This window comes from Pseudomonas sp. SC3(2021), assembly GCF_019856535.1.
Taxonomy (GTDB): domain Bacteria; phylum Pseudomonadota; class Gammaproteobacteria; order Pseudomonadales; family Pseudomonadaceae; genus Aquipseudomonas; species Aquipseudomonas monsensis.
Window position 1 is genome coordinate 5,070,083 of sequence record NZ_CP082236.1, and the last position, 19,904, is coordinate 5,089,986.

The window sequence follows — 19,904 nt, forward strand, 5'->3', positions numbered from 1 at the left end:
TTGCATTCAAGCCAACGCATCCAATTCGATCACCACGCCACCCGGCATCTGCACAAAAATCTGCCAGATCCCGTCCTCCGGCACCTGCGCCACCTGATACGGCAAACCGCTGTCGCGCACCCGTTGCAGCACGGCTTCTGCCGGCTCATCCGTGCGAAAGGCAATGTGGCTCAACGCCGTATCGTCGAACGTCGGCTGCTCGATCACGTGCACCACGGCGTGCGCATCCTGATACAGCCATCGCCCGGGAAACGGAAACGGTGGTCGGCGCCCCGGTGTAAGGCCGAGCAAGCTGGCGAAACTGTCCTGCAAGCTCTGGCCATCGGCGGTGTTGAAGGCCAGGTGATCGAATGTCCAGGTCATGCTCATCTCCTGCGGTTGTTGATTGATTGCAGTATCACGGCTTGCCAATCACGGAAAAATCCCGTTAAAACGCAAAGATCTTTAAAGGATTTTTAGCAATGAGCTCGATTCTCGATCTGGAGATTTTCGTCCGCGTGGCCGATTCCGGCAGTATTTCTGCCGCTGCACGGGCGCTGGAACTGACCCCGGCCGCCGCCAGCATTGCCCTGAAACGCCTGGAAACCCGGCTCGGTATCCGTTTGCTCGCACGCTCCACCCGCAGCATGCGCCTGACCGAGGAAGGCCGGCGTTATCTGGACAGTGTGCGCCTGGCCCTGGCGACACTGGCCGACGGCGAACAAGCGCTGAAACAACCAGGTGAAGGCCTGAGCGGCGTGTTGCAACTGGCGGCACCCTCGGACTTCGGCCGCAACGTGTTACTGCCGTGGCTGGACGATTTCAAGCGCGCACACCCGAATATCCGCCTGCAATTGCTGCTCAACGACCGCCACGCCGATCTGTTTCGCGAAACCGTGGACATCGCGCTGCGCTTCGGCGTGCCGAGCGACTCGACGCTGGTGGCGTTGCCGATTTTGCCGACGCATCGCCGCGTTGCCTGCGCCAGCCCCGATTATCTGGCCCGTCATGGCACGCCACAGCACCCGACGGAACTGGGCGATCACAGTGCCCTGCTCTACCTGCGCAACGGCCGCCCCTACAACAGTTGGCGTTTCAACCGTGACGATGAAGCCGTCGAAGTCGAAGTCCACGGCGACTACCTCAGCGACGACGGTGAAGTCGCCCGGCGCTGGGCACTGGCCGGGCATGGCATCGCCTACAAGGCCTGGCTGGATGTCGCCGAAGACGTGCGCGCCGGACGCCTGCGCACGTTATTCGACGACTGGCACGGCGAAAGCGTGCCATTCAATCTGCTCTGTCCACACCGGGTTCAGGTGTCCGAGCGGGTCAAGGTCTTGCAGGCATTTTTGCGCGAGCGATGTGCGGCATTGAGTCGATAATTCACTTTGCCCCGTCGCACGCATCTGGTATTTGATGAACGCTTTCCCACCGACAGAAAGGATTTCGGCATGAGCTATCGCACACTGGGTCACTCGGGCTTGCAGGTGTCTACCCTCACCCTCGGCACGATGATGTTCGGCGAGCAGACCAGCCACGAAGAGTCGTTGCGCATCATCGACAAGGCCTGGGATCAGGGCATCAATTTCATCGACACCGCTGACGTCTACACCCATGGCCGTTCGGAAGAGATCGTCGGCGAAGCGATTGCCGGCAACCGGCATGAGTGGGTGTTGGCGACCAAAGTCGGCTTTGGTCCGGTGGACGGCGTGCCGAACCGCAGCGGCCTGAGCCGCAAACATATCTTCAATGGTCTGGATGCCAGCCTGACACGACTGGGCACCGACTACCTCGACATCTATTACCTGCACCGCGAAGACCACAACACGCCGCTGGACGTGACGATCTCGGCCATCGGCGACCTGATCCGTCAGGGCAAGATCCGTTACTGGGGGCTGTCCAACTATCGCGGCTGGCGGATTGCCGAAGTGATTCGCGTCGCCGACCAACTGGGTGTCGACCGCCCGGTCATCAGCCAGCCGCTTTACAACATCGTCAACCGCCAGGCCGAAACCGAGCAGATCACCGCCGCGCAAACCTATGGCCTCGGTGTGGTGCCTTATAGCCCGCTGGCCCGTGGCGTGCTCAGCGGCAAGTACGCACCCGATGCAGCCCCGGATATCAACAGCCGCGCCGGGCGTCAGGACAAACGCATTCTGGAAACCGAATGGCGGGTCGAGTCGCTGCGCATTGCCCAGCAGATTCAGCAATACACCGAGGGGCGCGGGGTCGGCATCGTCGAATTCGCCATTGCCTGGGTGCTCAATAACAGCGCGGTGGCCTCAGCGATTGTCGGCCCGCGCACAGAGGCCCAGTGGGACGCCTACACCAAGGCGCAAGCGGTGAGGATCACGGCGGAAGATGAGGCGTTTATCGACTCGCTGGTGACGCCGGGGCATGCCTCGACACCAGGGTTCAATGATGTGAGCCATTTCGTGTCGGGCCGTAAACCGCATTCGGCTTGAGATCCTCGCCCTCTGTAGCCCTCTCCCTCTGGGAGAGGGAACCGATTGGCAGATATTGAGGCTACGCTTTGGCGTGGGACCTGCGTGGTGAATCCATGATCGACTCGGTCTTTCGCGTCGCGCACTATCGCAAGACATCCCGATTCAGTCCCCTCTCCCTCTGGGAGAGGGTCACGGTGAGGGGCTTCTGAGGTCGTGTGTGAAATATTGATCGCTCGGCCAATATTCAGCACGAAAACCACGTATCCTTCGCGCCCCGTTTGATCACCCACCCGCGAGGACAGTTTGTCTAAAGGTATCGCTCTATCGGTTTCAGCCTCGGTGCTGTTTGCCGTCATGTATTACTACACCTCGCTGCTCACCCCATTGAGCGGCGTAGAAATCTTTGGCTGGCGGATGCTGCTGACCGTGCCGTGCATGACCGTGTTCATGCTGGTCTCCGGCGAATGGCGACGAGTACTGGAACTGATCCGCCTGATGGTCGCGAAGCCGAAACTGATCGGCGGGCTGATTGTTTCGGCCGCCCTGCTGGGCGTGCAACTGTGGCTGTTCATGTGGGCGCCGCTCAATGGTTACAGCCTGGATGTGTCGCTGGGCTACTTCCTGCTGCCACTGGCGATGGTGCTGACCGGGCGCATTGCCTACGGCGAAAGCCTGTCGTACCTGCAGAAAATTGCGGTGTTTTTCGCCAGCCTCGGCGTGTTGAACGAGTTGTATCAGGTCGGCGGTTTTTCCTGGGCGACTCTAGTGGTCGTGGTCGGCTATCCGCTGTATTTCGTGCTACGCAAATACCTGAAAACCGACAACCTTGGCGGACTGTGGGTCGACATGACGCTGATGCTGCCCGTGGCGTGGTGGTTTGTGCAGGGTGGCGAGCAAGGTTTGGGCGTGTTCGATCAATACCCGGGGCTGATGTGGCTGATTCCGCTGCTCGGCCTGATCAGTGCGTCAGCGCTGGTGGTGTACATCATCGCCAGTCGCTTGTTGCCGTTCAGCCTGTTCGGTTTGCTCAGTTATGTCGAACCGGTGCTGTTGCTCGGTGTCGCGCTGTTGTTGGGTGAAAGCATCAAGGCCGGTGAATGGCTGACCTACATTCCGATCTGGCTCGCCGTTGTGGTGCTAGTGTTTGAAGGCTTCAAGCACCTGATGCGGCAGCGCCGTCCTTAATCGCACAACAAAACAAATGTGGGAGCCAGCCTGCTGGCGATTGCAATCTGTCAGTCAACATCAACGTTGAATCTGAAGACGCTATCGCCAGCAGTCGGGCTCCCACAGTTTTTAGCGGTGTTACGAATTACTCGGTAGCGAGCACACCGCGACGCACCTGATCCCGCTCGATCGACTCGAACAGCGCCTTGAAGTTGCCCTCACCGAAACCATCGTCGCCTTTACGCTGGATGAATTCGAAGAACACCGGGCCCATCAGGGTTTCCGAGAAGATCTGCAGCAGCAAGCGCTTGTCGCCCTGCTCAGAAGCACCATCGAGCAGAATACCGCGCGATTGCAGTTGATCGACCGGCTCGCCGTGGTTCGGCAGACGGCCTTCGAGCATTTCGTAGTAGGTGTCCGGCGGCGCGGTCATGAAGCGCATGCCGATCTTCTTCAGCGCGTCCCAGGTCTTGATCAGGTCGTCAGTGAGGAACGCGACGTGCTGGATGCCCTCGCCATTGAACTGCATCAGGAACTCTTCGATCTGCCCGGCACCCTTGGACGATTCCTCGTTGAGCGGGATACGGATCATGCCGTCCGGTGCGGTCATCGCTTTCGAAGTCAGACCGGTGTATTCGCCCTTGATGTCGAAGTAGCGGATCTCGCGGAAGTTGAACAGCTTCTCGTAGAAGTTGGCCCAGTAAGCCATGCGGCCGCGATACACGTTGTGGGTCAGGTGGTCGATGATTTTCAGGCCGGCGCCGACCGGGTTGCGGTCCACACCTTCGATGAACACGAAGTCGATGTCATAGATCGAGCTGCCCTCGCCGAAACGGTCGATCAGGTACAGCGGCGCGCCGCCAATGCCTTTGATCGCCGGCAGGTTCAGTTCCATCGGACCGGTTTCGATGTGGATCGGCTGGGCGCCGAGTTCCAGTGCGCGGCTATAGGCTTTCTGCGAATCCTTGACGCGGAACGCCATGCCGCAAACGGACGGGCCGTGTTCGGCGGCGAAGTAGGAAGCGACGCTGTGCGGTTCGTTATTGAGGATCAGGTTGATCGCGCCCTGACGGTACAGGTGCACGTTCTTGGAACGGTGGGTCGCGACTTTGGTGAAGCCCATGATCTCGAAGATCGGCTCCAGGGTGCCAGGGGTCGGCGATGCGAACTCGATGAACTCAAAGCCCATCAGGCCCATTGGGTTTTCGTATAAATCGGTCATGGTGACGCCTCATCATTCTTATCAATTAACCAGGGTTATTTGTCAGTAATGCTGAGACCGGCGGGAGGTGCACAGGAGATGCCTCGCACGCTGCGGGCGAGGAAGTCACCGTAGATCAGTTGAAACCCGAATATCTTCATTGTCGACCCAAGGCTCTTGCGGGCGAGGCTTCTGCTGCCAGAAGACGATTATTATTGTATGCGTAAACCGATTCTACACAGCGTAAATAGGGTTGTCTGCCCTCCCTATAAAATCCGCCTTTTTGCGCCCGGTGCAAGCGGTTTGTTGCAAAGGTAAATGCCCGCCAGAATCAGCACTGCGCCCACGTACATTGGCGGCGTCAGTTGCTCGCCGAGCAGCAGCGCCCCCAGTATTACCGCCGTCAGCGGGTTCAGAGCGATGAACACGCCGGAGCGAGTCGCGCCGATCTTGCGGATGCCGTCGTAATAACCGATGTAGGCCAGCGCCGAACCAAACACCCCCAGATAGATCAGGCTAAGCCACTGTGGCGTACCGAGATCGCTCAACGCCGTCCAGCTCAACTCTCCACGCACGGCAGCCAACGCCCACAACATGAACGTGCCGATCAGGATCGAATACGTCACAGTCTGCAGCGGTCCGAGGCTTTGATTGAGGCGGCGCGAGAACAGCGAATACACGCCCCAGCCCACGACACAGCCGAAAATCAGCAGATCGCCCTTCCACGCATCGGGGGTCGCCATCAGTAACGCCGGGTTACGGCTGACGATCACCACGGCGGCACCGGCAATGCAGATCGAGATACCCAACACCTTCGATCGCCCCAGCCGCTCCTTGAACAAGAGCCAGGAAGCGACGCCGATGACCGCCGGATTCAACGCAACGATCAATGACGCCCGCGACGCGTTGATGTACTGCAGGCCATAAAAGAAGCACAGGTTGTAAAAGAAAATCCCGAACAACCCCAGGAGCATCAGTTGCAACCATTGCGCAGGAGTCGGCCGTGCCAGAGGAACACGCGCCAGGCAGAGGAATCCCAGCAGTGCAGCGCTGGCCAACAGGAACCGCAGACTTGCGGCGAATATCGGGCTGAGCCCGCCCGCCAGAAAACGCCCGGCGACAAACGTGCCGCCCCAAACCATCGTGACCGCCGCCAACGTCAGGTAGACCGGTATTTCAGAAGATTGCGAATGAGTCTGCGCGAGATTGGCCATGACACTTCCAAAGCAAAACCAGGAGATGGCGTATCATTCACCTCATTCCTGATCATCGTAAAATGAGTAATCACTCATGACCCTCACACAACTGGAGATTTTCTCGCTGGTGGCCGAGCTGCGCGGTTTCACCCTCGCCGCGCATCGTCTGGGGATTTCCCAGTCTGCGGTGTCCCACGCGATCAAATCCCTGGAGCAGGAACTCGGTGTTGAGCTGCTGCGCCGGCATCAATCGCAGGTGGAACTCAGCGACATCGGCGAGCATCTGTTGCTGCGGGCACGGGCGATGCTCGGGCTGGCCAATACGCTGCGTCAGGAGGCCGCCGATGCCCGCGGCATGAAGCGCGGCACATTGCGCATCGGCTCATTCGGGCCGACGTCTTCGATCAAGTTGCTGCCGGAAATCCTCCGCCACTATCGACAGGCGCATCCGGGTATAGAGGTGCACATTGATGAAGGGCCCGACCGGCAAGTGATTCAATGGCTCGAAGAGCGGCGCATCGACCTCGGCTTTGTGGTGCTGCCGCAAGAGCGCTTCGATACCTTCGCCTTGATCGAAGATCAAATGGTCGCCCTGCTGCCTGGTGATCATCCGTTGGGCAAGCGCTCGGCGCTGAGCCTGAAAGCGCTGTGTGACGATCCGTTTGTGCTGACGGAGGCCGGTTCTTCGGAACTGGTTTCGCGGCTGTTCAACGCTGCGCGACTGCAGCCGAATATTCGTTACCGTTGCTCGCAGTTGCTCAGCACCCTCGACACGGTCAGCCGTGGTGACGCGATCACCGTCGTCGCCGAAAGCTCCTTGCCGGATACGCCTGAGCCTGGCTACGTGAAGATCGCGCTGACGCCCAGGGTTCAGCGCCAGGTGGGGCTCGCCGTACTTGACCAACGCCAGGCTTCACCGGCAGCGCTGGCGTTTATCGAACTGGCCACGCATCTACATTCTCGATGAGCGGCACAAGCGCCACCGGCCATCTATCATCCCTTCTGGCTGACGTGTTTTTCAGCGTCGCGCCCCTGCCCGGCCAGCGTTCGAGAGCCCTACTTTTTCGCGACAGGATGCGCCCATGCCGTTAACCGTCAGACCCCGCCGCAAGCGCAGCAGCCGTATTATCGTGACGCTGCTCAGCGGTTTGCTCCCCGTCGTGCTGGGCAGTGCGATTCTTTACATCCAGGCTGAACGCACCTTGCAGCAGAGCGCCCTGCAAACGGCCGAGGAAGCACTGCGCCAGTTCGAACTGATGCTCGACAACACCGCGCAAGCTGCCCGGGAATTACTGCCACTGGCCGGCAAAACCTGCGAAGAGGTCAAGCTCGCCCTGCGCGAACAGGTCACCCGCCGCCCGTTCGTACGCTCGACCAACCTGGTGTGGGACGACAATCTCTATTGCAGCTCGTTGTTCGGCGATTTCAAGGAAGCCGTCAATGCCGGTGATTACACTCAGGGCAAGCTGTGGTTGATGAACGGCAATCCGGTAACGCCCAACACCGCGTTGCTGGTGTATCGCCTCAGTGACGGACGCGGCGGCGCGCTGACGACACTGGATGGTTATCACCTGAGCAACATCCTGCGCCTGATTGGCCGGGACACACTGTTGCTCCTGCAAGTGGGCAACAACTGGCTGTCCGCCGACGGCACCGTGCATCAAGGCCGGTTGCCGACGCTCCCGGTGGCGCAAAGCAAGCTGGACTCTTCGCATTATGCGTTCAGTGTCGCTGCCGGTTTTGCCCAAGGCGAAACCTGGCGGTACATGGCCGATGAATACCCGCCATTGTTCAGTCTGTTGATGTTTTTTGGTGTGGTGTCGGCGGCGATCGGGCATGTCCTGCAAAAACGCTCGACGTCGCCGAGCCATGAAATGCTCCGCGCGCTGGAGGCTGGCGAATTCATTCCCTATTTTCAGCCCGTGGTGCATGGCGACAGCAAAAGGTGGTCAGGCGCTGAGGTGCTGATGCGCTGGAACCACCCGAAAGAGGGGCTGGTCCGTCCGGACCTGTTCATTCCGTTCGCCGAGCACTCCGGCCTGATCGTGCCAATGACCCGCGCCCTGATGCAGCAAACCGCCACCCTCCTCGGGCCTCTGTCGGCGACGTTCGTCACCCCCTTCCACCTCGGCATCAACATCACCGCCAGCCACTGTCAGGATCTTGCACTGGTGGACGATTGCCGCAAACTGCTGGCGGCATTCACGCCGGGCAGTATCAATCTGGTGCTGGAGTTGACCGAGCGCCAGCTGATCGAGCCGACCGACATCACCCGACAGTTGTTCGCGCAACTGCATGAGCTGGGCGTGATGATTGCCATCGACGATTTCGGCACCGGGCATTCCAGCCTCGGTTACCTGCGCAAGTTCAATGTCGATTTCCTGAAGATCGACCAGAGTTTCGTCGCCATGATCGGTGTTGACGCACTGTCCCGGCACATTCTGGACACCATTATCGAACTCTCGGCCAAGCTGGACTTGGGTATTGTTGCCGAAGGTGTCGAAACCCAGGCACAGGCCGATTATCTGACCGCCCATAACGTCAACTTCCTGCAAGGTTATCTGTTCGGCAAGCCGATGGCTGCGGCAGACTTCATCAGTGCATTAAGTCACCATTAACTAAATGAAATCTTGCAGAGCGCATCACCACGACGCACCAAATTGATACAAAAGACTGTGATTGTTACATGAGGAAAAAGTCAGGATTTACTCTTGGCTCATTAACTACTACAATTTTTCATGCCTGTTGCAAGACTGGCAGGTGAGCCAATTATCACCGAGTCGCTTCAAGGCTCTTGGCTTATAGCTTTGTTTGCGGTTGGTATCAGCCAAACACACTATTGGAGTAAAGATATTGTCCAGACTCGCTGAATTTCGTGCAGCTGAAAAGGCCCTTCAGGAACAGCTCAAGCAGCTGGAATCGCTGAAGAACGATGCCGGGCTCAAGAAAGAAATCGAATTCGAAGAAAAGCTCCAGGGGCTGATGAAAACCTATGGCAAAGGCCTGAAAGACATCATCGCCATCCTCGATCCGAATCCGGCAAAATCCGGTCTGCAAGTGTCTGCGGCCCCTAAAACCCGCCGCGCTCGTGTGGTCAAGGTTTATCAGAACCCGCACACTGGTGAACTGATCGAAACCAAAGGTGGCAACCACCGTGGCCTGAAAGCCTGGAAGGAACAATACGGTGCAGCTACCGTTGATTCCTGGTTGCGCGGTTAATCGCGCTTCAACAAAAAGCCCCGCATCGTGCGGGGCTTTTTTATTGACAATATCTAACAAATGAAATGAATTTCATCGAGCAAGTTGTGATTTTCGTGTAACACCCGTGAGCCAGAACGCAAAAAAATTTGCTGCGCAATGTTGCTACCGAGACTGGCGTACAAACTTTGTGCTTAATCCGTTCGGGTATCTAATCGAGCCCGCCACTAGAACAGACGCTTAAAGTTTCAAGCTGTTTCGCACCGCGACTATTTCGTCTGCGCTGTCCTTATAAACCTGCGCCTGCCCCGCGTAGGAAAGAACATAAGCCTTATCAGCATCGAGCGCCGCCACCAGCGTTTGCGACAACACATGCCGACCGTTTTCGGTGACCGTGCAAGTCGTTTCCAGCGCCGATAAAGAGCCAAGCATCGCGGCGTGCACCTTGTTGCAGACACTTTGGTAGCCGCTTTGGAAAAAGTCCTTTTGAATCGACTTGCGCATCTCCAGCAATACCCCCTGCAGATTCACCTGATGCCCCGCTTCCACCTGCGTCATGGTCAACTCCATCACCATCACCTGATTGCCATCGGCATCATTTTTCACCGCCCGCTGACGAGAAACCTGAGGGGCGCTGTCCGGTAGCGCTTCGACTTCCCAGCCTGCTGGCCAGGTGACACTCGGCTCGTCCGCCAACGCGCAAACCGCCGGCAGCGAGAACACAAAAAAAACAAACAGGGTTTTGAACAGTCGGATCATTGCCGGGCGCACTCGCAGATTGAGCGGCAAAGTCTGAGCCCCGCCCGCGCGCAGGGCAAGCCTGCCCTTTCATTTGGCGATGCCGCAAGGCATGCGTATCATTGCGCCCATCACTCGCCCATAGTTATTGGAGGGCCCATGAGCCTGCACGAACTGAACACTTTCCCCGGCGTTACCGCCACGCCAGACAGCGCAACCCGTAACTTCGTATTCAACCACACCATGCTGCGTGTGAAAGACATCACGAAGTCCCTGGATTTTTACACCCGCGTGCTGGGTTTCTCGCTGGTCGAAAAGCGTGACTTCCCGGAAGCCGAGTTCAGCCTGTACTTCCTCGCACTGGTCGACAAGGCGCAGATCCCGGCCGACGCTGCTGCGCGCACCGAGTGGATGAAGTCGATTCCGGGGATTCTGGAACTGACCCACAACCACGGCACCGAAAACGATGCTGACTTCGCCTATCACAACGGCAATACCGACCCGCGCGGTTTTGGCCACATCTGCATCTCGGTGCCGGACATCGTAGCCGCGTGCGCGCGCTTCGAAGAACTGGGCTGCGACTTCCAGAAGCGCCTGACCGATGGCCGCATGAAGAGCCTGGCGTTCATCAAGGACCCGGACGGCTACTGGGTTGAGATCATTCAGCCTGCGCCGCTGTAAAAGCTGAAAAGCCCCTCACCCTAACCCTCTCCCGGAGGGAGAGGGAACTGATTGGGGGATATTGGAGAGTTACGCCGACTTGAAAGATTGGCGCTGAATCCATAATCGACTGGATCTTTCAGGTCGATGGACAATCTCAGATACCTCGGTCGGCTCCCTCTCCTGGAGGGAGAGGGAACTGATTGGGGGATATTGGAGAGTTACGCCGACTTGAAAGACTGGCGTGAATCCATAATCGACTGGATCGTTCAGGTCGACGGACAACGCCAGACACCTCGGTCAGCTCCCTCTCCTTCGGGAGAGGGCTGGGGTGAGGGGCAAGATTTCAAGCCCAATAAAAAACCCGTGATCTCTCACGGGTTTTTTCATTTATGGCCTGGCAGTTACGCCGGAGCCGAAGTGCGGATCAAGTGATCGAAAGCACTCAACGAAGCCTTCGCGCCCTCGCCCACCGCAATCACGATCTGCTTGTACGGCACAGTCGTTACGTCGCCGGCAGCGAAGATGCCCGGGATCGACGTCTCACCACGGTTGTCGACAATAATCTCGCCACGTGGCGACAGCTCGATGGTGCCTTTGAGCCAGTCAGTATTGGGCAACAGACCGATCTGGACAAAGATCCCTTCCAGCTCGACGGTACGCAGTTCATCGCTGTTGCGATCCTTGTAACGCAGACCGTTGACCTTCTCGCCATTACCGGTGACTTCAGTGGTTTGTGCGCTGGTGATCACGGTGACGTTCGGCAGACTGTGCAGCTTGCGTTGCAGCACAGCGTCGGCCCGCAGTTTTACATCAAACTCCAGCAAGGTGACGTGGGCCACGATACCGGCCAGGTCGATCGCCGCTTCGACGCCGGAGTTACCGCCACCAATCACCGCAACACGCTTGCCTTTGAACAGCGGGCCATCGCAGTGCGGGCAGTACGCCACGCCTTTGTTGCGGTATTCCTGCTCACCCGGCACGTTCATTTCGCGCCAGCGTGCACCGGTCGCCAGAATCACACTCTTGGCTTTGAGGGTCGCGCCACTGGCGAAGTGAACTTCATGCAGCTCGCCGTTCTTGCCGGGAATCAGCTTGTCGGCGCGTTGCAGGTTCATGATGTCGACGTCGTATTGCTTGACGTGTTCTTCCAGCGCAGTCGCCAGTTTCGGGCCTTCGGTTTCCTGTACGGAAATGAAGTTCTCGATGGCCATCGTGTCCAGCACCTGGCCGCCAAAGCGCTCGGCCGCGACACCGGTGCGGATGCCTTTGCGCGCAGCGTAGATCGCCGCCGAAGCACCGGCCGGGCCACCGCCGACCACCAGCACGTCAAAGGCTTCCTTGGCGCTGATTTTCTCGGCCTGACGCTCGATGGCGCCGGTGTCGAGCTTGGCGAGGATCTCTTCCAGGCCCATGCGGCCCTGACCGAAGTTCTCACCATTGAGGTAGATGCTCGGCACCGCCATGATCTTGCGATCATTGACTTCGTCCTGGAACAGCGCGCCGTCGATGGCGACGTGGCGAATGTTCGGGTTGAGCACGGCCATCAGGTTCAGTGCCTGGACCACGTCCGGGCAGTTCTGGCAGGACAGCGAGAAATACGTCTCGAAGCTGAACTCGCCTTTGAGCGAGCGGATCTGCTCGATCACTTCAACGCTGGCTTTCGATGGGTGACCACCGACTTGCAGCAGGGCCAGCACCAGGGAAGTAAATTCGTGGCCCATCGGGATACCGGCGAACCGCAGACTGATGTCGGCGCCCGGACGGTTGATCGAGAACGATGGCTTGCGGGCATCATCACCGTTGTCGATCAGGGTAATCTGGCTCGACAGACTGACAACGTCTTTGAGCAGGTCATGCATTTCCCGGGATTTCGCACCGTCGTCGAGGGAAGCAACGATCTCGATCGGCTGGGTGACCCGTTCCAGGTACGATTTCAACTGGGCTTTAAGATTGGCGTCCAACATACGGGCGATCTCCTGTGTCTTTATTCGAGGCGAAAAAAAGCCCGAGCGAATCTCGCCCGGGCTTTTTTATTGGGCGGTGCAGCTTACTGAAGTAGGTGCGGAGTTCCGCCCTGTGTTGCGTGTCTCACAGACTTAGATCTTGCCGACCAGGTCCAGGGACGGAGCCAGAGTGGCCTCGCCTTCTTTCCACTTGGCTGGGCAAACTTCGCCTGGGTGAGCAGCAACGTATTGAGCAGCCTTGATCTTGCGCAGCAGCTCGGAAGCGTCACGGCCAACGCCGCCATCGTTCAGTTCAACGATTTTGATCTGGCCTTCAGGGTTGATCACGAAGGTGCCACGGTCAGCCAGGCCAGCTTCTTCGATCAGCACGTCGAAGTTGCGGGAGATGGCGTGAGTCGGGTCGCCGATCATGGTGTATTCGATTTTGCCGATGGCTGGCGAAGTGTTGTGCCAGGCAGCGTGGGCAAAGTGGGTGTCGGTGGAAACGCTGTAGATCTCTACGCCCAGTTTCTGGAAGGCAGCGTAGTTGTCAGCCAGGTCTTCCAGCTCGGTAGGGCAAACGAAGGTGAAGTCGGCTGGGTAGAAGAATACGACCGACCACTTGCCTTTCAGGTCAGCGTCCGAGACTTGAACGAAGTCGCCGTTTTTGAACGCGGTAGCTTTGAACGGTTTTACTTGGCTGTTGATGATAGGCATTGATGACTCTCCGTCAGGGTTGTGAAGTTGATGGGGTGAATCCTACCCACTCACTCGACGGATGGCTCATTGGCAAACCTGATGCTGCTGATTTGTTTTCGCTATTAGCTGACTGTATTAATAGAAGAAAACGATATCTACGACGAAGCCGGCTTTTCCGTAATCCGAGCCATCCCCTGGAATGGGCTTGCTTCAACATAGCGCATCGCGGACTTCATATCCTTCCAGCCGACGTAACTCATCAACGACTTCAAGTCCCAGCCGCTTTGATGGGCCCACGTGGCAAAGCCTCGACGCAGCGAATGGCTGGTGTAGTTTTCTGCCGCAATACCGGCACGCTCCAGCGCCTGACGCAGCAGCGGAATGATGCTGTTGGCGTGCAAGCCCTCCTCGCTCAGGTTGCCCCAGCGATCAATGCTGCGGAAAACCGGGCCACGTACCAGAGCGGCTTCGGTCAGCCAGTCGATATAGGCCTGAACCGGACACAGTTTCAGCAGTGCCGGCGCTTGATACGTCTGTCCAAGGTTTTCCCGATCACCCTTGCTGCGCGGCAGATACAAGGTGATGCCAGTGCCGGCGTTGGCCTGCACATGCTCGATCTGCAAGCGGCATAGCTCATCACTGCGAAAGCCGCGCCAGAAGCCGAGCAGAATCAGCGCCCGATCGCGGTAGGCCTTGAGCAGCGCTGGACGATCCTGTTGCTGCTTCGCCGTCAGCGCCTCTTGCTCCAGCCAGGCGACGACGCGTTCCAGATCGCGCAATTGCAAGGGTTCGGCTTGCTTTTCCTGCGCCGGATGCAATGCCCGAATACCCTTGAACACCTTGCGCACCACCGGCGCTTTGGTCGGATCGGCAAACCCCTGACTGTTGTGCCACTGCGCCAGCGCCGACAGACGCAGCTTGAGCGTGTTGATCGACAGCACGCCTGCATGTTCGACGAGATAACGCGCCACGCTGTCTGCCGTGGCCGGCAGGAAACCTCCCCACGTCACTTCGAAATGCTCGATGGCCGCGCGATAGCTGCGTCGGGTGTTGTCGCGGGTAGCGGCTTGCAGATAGCGATCCATATCGCTCATGGGCAGTTTTCTCGCAGGCGTACTGATTCAAGGATCAAAAAGCGGATTTAATCACCTGACAGTGGGTAATACCAGTATATCCCGCGTCTTTGATATCAAAGGTTTAACTTTATTTTTTGAATGGTACACTGCGTACTTTAGTGGCATGTACCACAGTACGTAACCGTAGGAGTTCTCATGGCCCGTGGCGGCATTACCAAAGCGCTGGTTCAGATTGCGCGCACCGCGATACTGGCCCGCGGCGAACACCCGAGCATTGATGCAGTACGCATCGAAATGGGTAACACCGGCTCGAAAACCACGATCCATCGCTACTTGAAGGAACTGGATGACGGCGCCCAGCCAATCGAAGCCTCGGCCGAACCGATTGATGACGAGCTGACTGCACTGGTCTCGCGCCTCGCTCAACGCCTGAAAGAACAGGCGCAAGAGCCGATCGAGCAGGCACGCGAGCAGTTCGAAGCGCAACGCGAAGCCCTGGAGTCGGAACTGAAGCAAACCCGCCAGGCCCTGGAAAAGCTCGAGCACGAGCACGACATTCAAGGCGCCGCGCTGGAGCGTGAGTCCGAAGCACTGAGCAACACCCGCTCCATGTTGCAAACCGAACAAACCCGTAATGCCGGTCTGAATCAGGCACTGGCCGATTTCGAATTGCGCCTGCAGGACAAGGACGAGCAGATCCGCTCACTGGAAGAAAAGCACCTGCACGCCCGTGACGCACTGGAGCACTACCGCAACGCCACCAAAGAGCAGCGCGAGCAGGAACAAAGTCGCCACGAAGCGCAAGTGCAGCAGATTCAGGCCGAACTACGTCAGGCACAGCAAAGTGCGCTGGTCCGCCAGGATGAAATCACTCAACTGCATCGCGACAACGAACGCCTGCTCACGGAAAATCGTGGCACTCAACGCGAATTGAATTTGTTGCAGGATCAGCTCAAGCAGAGCAATCAGCGCCAGGATCAATTGCTTGAGCAAGCGACCCGCGTCGACAGCGAGCGCACCCTCCTCCAGGAACGTTTGCGCGTAGCGACGCTGGAAAGCCAGACACTCAAACAGAGCGTCGAGGAGCAGGCACTGCTCAACCAGTCACTGGAAAAGGAATTGAGTAAAGTGCAGGCAAGCCTGGAAGAAAGCCAACGTCTGGCAGCCACCGTTGCGGCAGCGCCAGACCCGGCCAAACCGAAAAACGCTTAAGCGCCGACCGGCGTACGCATTGTGACGAACTCTTCGGCGGCCGTCGGGTGAACCCCGATCGTGTCGTCGAAGTCGCGCTTGGTGGCACCAGCCTTCAATGCAATCGCCAGCCCCTGCACGATCTCTCCGGCGTCAGGGCCGACCATATGGCAACCGAGGACTTTATCGGTTTTGCCGTCGACCACCAGCTTCATCAGCGTCCTCTCCTGACACTCGGTCAGCGTCAGCTTCATCGGACGGAAACGGCTTTCGTAAATGACCACGTCGTGACCCGCCTCGCGCGCCTCTTCTTCGGTCAAGCCGACTGTGCCGATGTTCGGCAGGCTGAACACGGCCGTCGGGATCATCTTGTAATCGACCGGACGGTATTGCTCAGGCTTGAACAGACGTCGCGCCACCGCCATGCCCTCAGCCAATGCCACCGGGGTCAACTGTACACGACCGATCACATCGCCCAGCGCCAGGATTGACGGCTCGCTGGTCTGGTATTGCTCGTCGACCTCAATGAAGCCTTTGTCGTTGAGCTGCACATCGGTGTTTTCCAGGCCCAGGTTATCCAGCATCGGACGCCGGCCAGTGGCGTAGAACACGCAGTCCGCCTCCAGCACTCGACCATCCTTGAGGGTAGCTTTCAAGCTGCCATCGGCCTGCTTGTCAATGCGCGCGATGTCGGCATTGAACTGCAGATCCATGCCGCGCTTGGTCAGCTCTTCCTGCAGATGCTTGCGCACCGAACCGTCGAAACCGCGCAGGAACAGATCACCGCGATACAGCAAGGTGGTGTTCGCCCCAAGTCCGTGGAAGATCCCGGCAAACTCGACCGCGATGTAACCGCCACCGACCACCAGCACGCGTTTCGGAAGCTCCTTGAGGAAGAATGCCTGGTTGGAGCTGATGGCGTGCTCATGCCCCGGAATCTGTGGAATCTGCGGCCAGCCGCCGGTGGCGATCAAAATGTTTTTCGCGGTGAAGCGCTCACCGTTGACCTCGACCTCATGCGGGCCGACGATCTTCGCGTGCGCTTCATGCAGGGTCACGCCACTGTTCACCAGCAGATTGCGGTAAATGCCGTTGAGGCGGTTGATCTCGCGATCCTTGTTGGCAATCAGCGTCGCCCAATCGAAATTCGCTTCGCCCAGGCTCCAGCCGAACCCGGACGACTGCTCGAAGTCTTCGGCGAAATGCGCGCCGTACACCAAGAGTTTTTTCGGCACGCAGCCGACGTTGACGCAGGTGCCGCCCAGATAACGGCTCTCGGCCACCGCCACTTTTGCACCGAAACCGGCAGCAAAACGGGCAGCCCGCACACCGCCGGAACCGGCACCAATCACATAAAGGTCAAAATCGTAGGCCATTTCTATCTCCTCGGCAGGCGATCAGCATACCCGCAGCCACCCGTTGGGCAAGTCCTGGCAAGTAAATGGGGGCGGAAAATGAAAAAAGCCACTCGAAGGTGGCTTTTTTCTTACAAACGAAGCAGGCGTACTCAGTAAGCCTTGCCAGTCTTGTAGAAGTTCTCGAAGCAGAAGTTGGTCGCCTCGATGTAGCCTTCAGCGCCACCGCAGTCGAAACGCTTGCCTTTGAACTTATAGGCCATCACGCAACCGTTCTGGGCCTGCTTCATCAGGGCGTCGGTGATCTGGATTTCGCCACCCTTGCCTGGCTCGGTCTGCTCGATCAGGTCAAAGATGTCCGGCGTCAGGATGTAACGACCGATGATTGCCAGGTTCGACGGTGCGTCTTCCGGCTTTGGCTTCTCGACCATGCTGTGAACGCGGTAGATGTCGTCGCGGATCATCTCGCCGGCGATCACGCCGTACTTGCTGGTTTCCTGCGGATCGACTTCCTGAATGGCGATGATCGAGCAGCGGAACTGCTTGTACAGCTTGACCATCTGGGTCAGCACGCCGTCGCCTTCGAGGTTGACGCACAGGTCGTCCGCCAGCACCACAGCGAACGGTTCGTCACCGATCAGCGGGCGACCGGTCAGGATCGCGTGGCCCAGACCTTTCATTTCGGTCTGACGGGTGTAGGAGAACGAGCACTCATCCAGCAGTTTGCGGATGCCGACCAGGTATTTCTCTTTGTCGGTGCCTTTGATCTGGTTTTCCAACTCGTAGCTGATGTCGAAGTGGTCTTCCAGAGCGCGTTTGCCACGACCCGTAACAATGGAGATTTCCGTCAGGCCAGCGTCCAGAGCTTCTTCAACGCCGTACTGGATCAGTGGCTTGTTTACCACCGGCAGCATTTCTTTAGGCATGGCTTTAGTCGCTGGCAGGAAGCGAGTACCGTAACCGGCTGCTGGGAACAAGCATTTCTTGATCATATAAGTCCTTGAAAGGGCTGTGTGTACGAGTTTCGGCGCAGTCTAATCAGGCGGCGTGCACCTTACAATGCCCCGCACTGGCTAACCGATGCCAACATAGAGAAATATTCTCGCCGATAGTTCCATCGGCAACTTCGGACCGCGAAATCAGCGTAGCTCAAAGTCACCGATAAACCGCTTCACCATACGCTCATCGTCACCCAATGCGAGCATTTGCCGGTATCATGGCGGCTTTGAACCAGCGAACGAGACAGATAGATGGCCGCAGCAAAAATCATCAATGGGTATACGGTCGACAAGGGCAAAGATGGCCAATGGCACATCACTGCCGCCAATGGCGAAGATGTGTCCGGGCCGTTACCTACTGAAGCCATGGCGATCGAAGTCGCGTCGGTACTCGATTACACGCCGCCCGCGCCGAAGCGACGCGGCAAGAACGAGGACTGAGCCCTCGCAGCGAATGCCGAGCCCTGCCATTACGCAGGGCTTTTTTCTGTTCGAACGCAAACAAGTGGCCAATCGCTATAACCTTTTCACACCGGCGCTGTCAGAGCGTCTAGTCCTCCCTCGCTGAAGATCACACTCATGAATATGAACAAATGGCTGCCCCTCGTTGCGGTATTGGCATTAAGCGGCTGCGCCACCTCTGAAACCACATACCTGAACAATGGCGAACAGGGCCTGAGCATCGATTGCTCCGGCGAAGCCAACTCCTGGGCCACCTGCTACGAAAAGGCTGACGCGTCCTGCGCCGGGACCGGTTACCGCATCGTCGGTACCGACGGCACGCCAGCGTCGAAGGAAAGCGACAAGACGCTCGGCGTCGATGTCGGCAACTACAAGAACCGCAGCGTGGTGGTGGTCTGCAAATAAACCCTACATGTGTATTTCAGCGAACTTGATCCCGAGTCCGCGCACGACTTCGATCAGGTCGTCGAGTCGGCTGAACGACTCGACCTCATCGTTCTCGTCCACCAGAAAGTAACTGCGCCCGGCGCTCTTCTTGAAAAACACGATCCACTCCCCCGGATTCGCCGGGTTCTGAATCACATGGGTGGCAGAGATAAGGCCCTCTACGTGGCGCTCCCGTACTTGCTCTCGCTTCATCGCGACTCCAGAAATGAAAATGCCGTCACAGCATGACTGTGACGGCATCGATGCTGATGACAGACAGTCTATCAGCCGGAAATGCACGCATTGGCAGCGTTGCGCACATCCCGAGGGCGAATGGGAACGTTGGACATACGCTCATGCAGCTTGATACTGCTGCCGCCGGAGCGGTCTTCGATATCAAACACAGCGGCCGGACCCGAGGACAATTTGCCCGGAACGATCACCCGAACCCCGTCCTTGTGCGGTTGCGTTTGCAGCGCGCCGCGGCTGTCAGCCAGCTTGTCGGACAGGCACTGCGCATATTCCTGGGGTTTCTTGCCAGAGATCACGCTCATGGTCGGCAGTGTTTCGTTTATTTCAGAAACGCTCGCACAACCACTCACCAACAGAACCAATGGCAGACACACCACACCCCACTTCATATAAAACCTCCATTAAAGACCGTCCGACAGCACAAATGCCGTTTTTATCCGAGGCCTTCTGCATTTAACCCGCATCCAATCGCGAATATCTGTTCAAAATTGTCAAAGCGACGCCCGACGGCCGGATAATAACCCGTGCGGGCTGATAAACTGCGCTCATCGACAAGCTATCGTTTTGATTTAGTAGAAAAAGCCCTTCTGGAGGCGCCCATGAAATTTATTCACCAGCGCGAGCACCTCAACGAAGACGACATCGTCGTCATCCAATGCTCGCAAATGTGCAACATCCGTCTGATGAACGACGCCAACTTCCGCAGCTTCAAGAACGGCGGCCGCCACACCTATCACGGTGGCGCTTTCGACACATTCCCGGCCCGTATCACCGCGCCGAGCACCGGTTTCTGGAACATCACCATCGACACCGTCAACCGCCGGGCGATCAGCGTGACTCGCAAACCGACGCTGACCCATTCGATCAAAATCATTCGCCGCTCCAGCTCCAAACTCAGCTGAGACGCTCCGCC

Annotated in this window: 22 protein-coding genes; 11 read left to right on the top strand and 11 right to left on the bottom strand. The window is 58.0% G+C overall.

Translation table 11 applies throughout. The annotated features are described in order from the left end of the window. Positions 1-6: 6 nt before the first annotated feature. A complete protein-coding gene (locus K5Y35_RS22590; RefSeq protein ID WP_123468414.1) occupies positions 7-363 on the bottom strand; it encodes a hypothetical protein in 357 nt (118 codons plus the stop codon). A 98-nt stretch (positions 364-461) separates the two neighbouring features. Between K5Y35_RS22590 and K5Y35_RS22595 the strand changes: the two genes are divergently transcribed. From K5Y35_RS22595 to rarD, 3 genes are all read left to right on the top strand, one after another. Then, on the top strand, positions 462-1,361 hold the full coding sequence (locus K5Y35_RS22595) for a LysR family transcriptional regulator (protein ID WP_222833004.1): 900 nt from the start codon (positions 462-464) through the stop codon (positions 1,359-1,361). 69 nt (positions 1,362-1,430) lie between these two features. Further along, a complete protein-coding gene (locus K5Y35_RS22600; RefSeq protein WP_222833005.1) occupies positions 1,431-2,444 on the top strand; it encodes an aldo/keto reductase in 1,014 nt (337 codons plus the stop codon). A 285-nt stretch (positions 2,445-2,729) separates the two neighbouring features. After that, on the top strand, positions 2,730-3,611 hold the full coding sequence (gene rarD / locus K5Y35_RS22605; protein ID WP_123468408.1) for an EamA family transporter RarD: 882 nt from the start codon (positions 2,730-2,732) through the stop codon (positions 3,609-3,611). Between the two features lie 127 nt (positions 3,612-3,738). Here the strand turns inward: rarD and hppD are convergent, their stop codons facing one another. Continuing rightward, positions 3,739-4,815 (bottom strand): 4-hydroxyphenylpyruvate dioxygenase, encoded by a 1,077-nt coding sequence (gene hppD, locus K5Y35_RS22610; protein ID WP_123468406.1) that lies wholly within the window; start codon positions 4,813-4,815, stop codon positions 3,739-3,741. Positions 4,816-5,060: 245 nt separating this feature from the next. Next, on the bottom strand, positions 5,061-6,008 hold the full coding sequence (locus K5Y35_RS22615) for a DMT family transporter (protein ID WP_222833006.1): 948 nt from the start codon (positions 6,006-6,008) through the stop codon (positions 5,061-5,063). 76 nt (positions 6,009-6,084) lie between these two features. Here K5Y35_RS22615 and K5Y35_RS22620 point away from each other — a divergent pair, with 76 nt between their 5' ends. The 3 genes from K5Y35_RS22620 (at position 6,085) to K5Y35_RS22630 (ending at position 9,209) form a co-directional block, all read left to right on the top strand. Next, entirely contained in the window at positions 6,085-6,957 is an 873-nt protein-coding gene (locus tag K5Y35_RS22620; RefSeq protein ID WP_222833007.1) for a LysR family transcriptional regulator, read from the top strand. Positions 6,958-7,072: 115 nt separating this feature from the next. Continuing rightward, positions 7,073-8,608 (top strand): EAL domain-containing protein, encoded by a 1,536-nt coding sequence (locus K5Y35_RS22625; RefSeq protein ID WP_222833008.1) that lies wholly within the window; start codon positions 7,073-7,075, stop codon positions 8,606-8,608. Positions 8,609-8,843: 235 nt separating this feature from the next. Next, positions 8,844-9,209, top strand: coding sequence for a histone-like nucleoid-structuring protein, MvaT/MvaU family (locus K5Y35_RS22630; RefSeq protein WP_123468398.1), 366 nt, complete (start codon positions 8,844-8,846; stop codon positions 9,207-9,209). A 219-nt stretch (positions 9,210-9,428) separates the two neighbouring features. Here the strand turns inward: K5Y35_RS22630 and K5Y35_RS22635 are convergent, their stop codons facing one another. Continuing rightward, positions 9,429-9,947 (bottom strand): DUF4946 domain-containing protein, encoded by a 519-nt coding sequence (locus tag K5Y35_RS22635; protein ID WP_222833009.1) that lies wholly within the window; start codon positions 9,945-9,947, stop codon positions 9,429-9,431. Positions 9,948-10,085: 138 nt separating this feature from the next. Here K5Y35_RS22635 and gloA point away from each other — a divergent pair, with 138 nt between their 5' ends. Beyond that, a complete protein-coding gene (gene gloA, locus K5Y35_RS22640; RefSeq protein ID WP_007963339.1) occupies positions 10,086-10,607 on the top strand; it encodes a lactoylglutathione lyase in 522 nt (173 codons plus the stop codon). Positions 10,608-10,990: 383 nt separating this feature from the next. Here the strand turns inward: gloA and ahpF are convergent, their stop codons facing one another. The 3 genes from ahpF to K5Y35_RS22655 form a co-directional block, all read right to left on the bottom strand. Continuing rightward, positions 10,991-12,553, bottom strand: a complete 1,563-nt coding sequence (gene ahpF / locus K5Y35_RS22645; RefSeq protein WP_123468394.1) for an alkyl hydroperoxide reductase subunit F — start codon at positions 12,551-12,553, stop codon at positions 10,991-10,993. A gap of 132 nt (positions 12,554-12,685) precedes the next feature. After that, complete coding sequence (gene ahpC / locus K5Y35_RS22650; protein WP_034154256.1) at positions 12,686-13,249, bottom strand: alkyl hydroperoxide reductase subunit C; 564 nt, start codon at positions 13,247-13,249, stop codon at positions 12,686-12,688. 137 nt (positions 13,250-13,386) lie between these two features. Next, positions 13,387-14,325, bottom strand: a complete 939-nt coding sequence (locus tag K5Y35_RS22655; RefSeq protein WP_222833010.1) for a site-specific integrase — start codon at positions 14,323-14,325, stop codon at positions 13,387-13,389. Positions 14,326-14,502: 177 nt separating this feature from the next. Here K5Y35_RS22655 and K5Y35_RS22660 point away from each other — a divergent pair, with 177 nt between their 5' ends. Continuing rightward, entirely contained in the window at positions 14,503-15,519 is a 1,017-nt protein-coding gene (locus K5Y35_RS22660; RefSeq protein ID WP_123468390.1) for a DNA-binding protein, read from the top strand. Here the strand turns inward: K5Y35_RS22660 and gorA are convergent. Together gorA and galU are read right to left on the bottom strand one after the other, a co-directional pair. Further along, on the bottom strand, positions 15,516-16,874 hold the full coding sequence (gene gorA / locus K5Y35_RS22665) for a glutathione-disulfide reductase (RefSeq protein ID WP_222833011.1): 1,359 nt from the start codon (positions 16,872-16,874) through the stop codon (positions 15,516-15,518). The genes K5Y35_RS22660 and gorA overlap by 4 nt on opposite strands. Before the next feature lie 131 nt (positions 16,875-17,005). Further along, positions 17,006-17,845: a UTP--glucose-1-phosphate uridylyltransferase GalU gene (galU, locus tag K5Y35_RS22670; RefSeq protein ID WP_007912230.1), complete on the bottom strand. Its 840-nt coding sequence runs from the start codon at positions 17,843-17,845 to the stop codon at positions 17,006-17,008. 258 nt (positions 17,846-18,103) lie between these two features. Between galU and K5Y35_RS22675 the strand changes: the two genes are divergently transcribed. After that, positions 18,104-18,292 (top strand): hypothetical protein, encoded by a 189-nt coding sequence (locus K5Y35_RS22675; protein ID WP_123468383.1) that lies wholly within the window; start codon positions 18,104-18,106, stop codon positions 18,290-18,292. 144 nt (positions 18,293-18,436) lie between these two features. Beyond that, positions 18,437-18,718 (top strand): hypothetical protein, encoded by a 282-nt coding sequence (locus K5Y35_RS22680; RefSeq protein WP_177490493.1) that lies wholly within the window; start codon positions 18,437-18,439, stop codon positions 18,716-18,718. Between the two features lie 3 nt (positions 18,719-18,721). Here the strand turns inward: K5Y35_RS22680 and K5Y35_RS22685 are convergent, their stop codons facing one another. Both K5Y35_RS22685 and K5Y35_RS22690 read right to left on the bottom strand, forming a co-directional pair. Then, positions 18,722-18,952, bottom strand: coding sequence for a hypothetical protein (locus tag K5Y35_RS22685; RefSeq protein WP_095187256.1), 231 nt, complete (start codon positions 18,950-18,952; stop codon positions 18,722-18,724). 71 nt (positions 18,953-19,023) lie between these two features. Then, entirely contained in the window at positions 19,024-19,380 is a 357-nt protein-coding gene (locus K5Y35_RS22690; RefSeq protein WP_222833012.1) for a hypothetical protein, read from the bottom strand. 210 nt (positions 19,381-19,590) lie between these two features. Here K5Y35_RS22690 and K5Y35_RS22695 point away from each other — a divergent pair, with 210 nt between their 5' ends. Beyond that, positions 19,591-19,893, top strand: a complete 303-nt coding sequence (locus tag K5Y35_RS22695) for a DUF1883 domain-containing protein (RefSeq protein ID WP_057400164.1) — start codon at positions 19,591-19,593, stop codon at positions 19,891-19,893. Positions 19,894-19,904 lie beyond the last annotated feature (11 nt).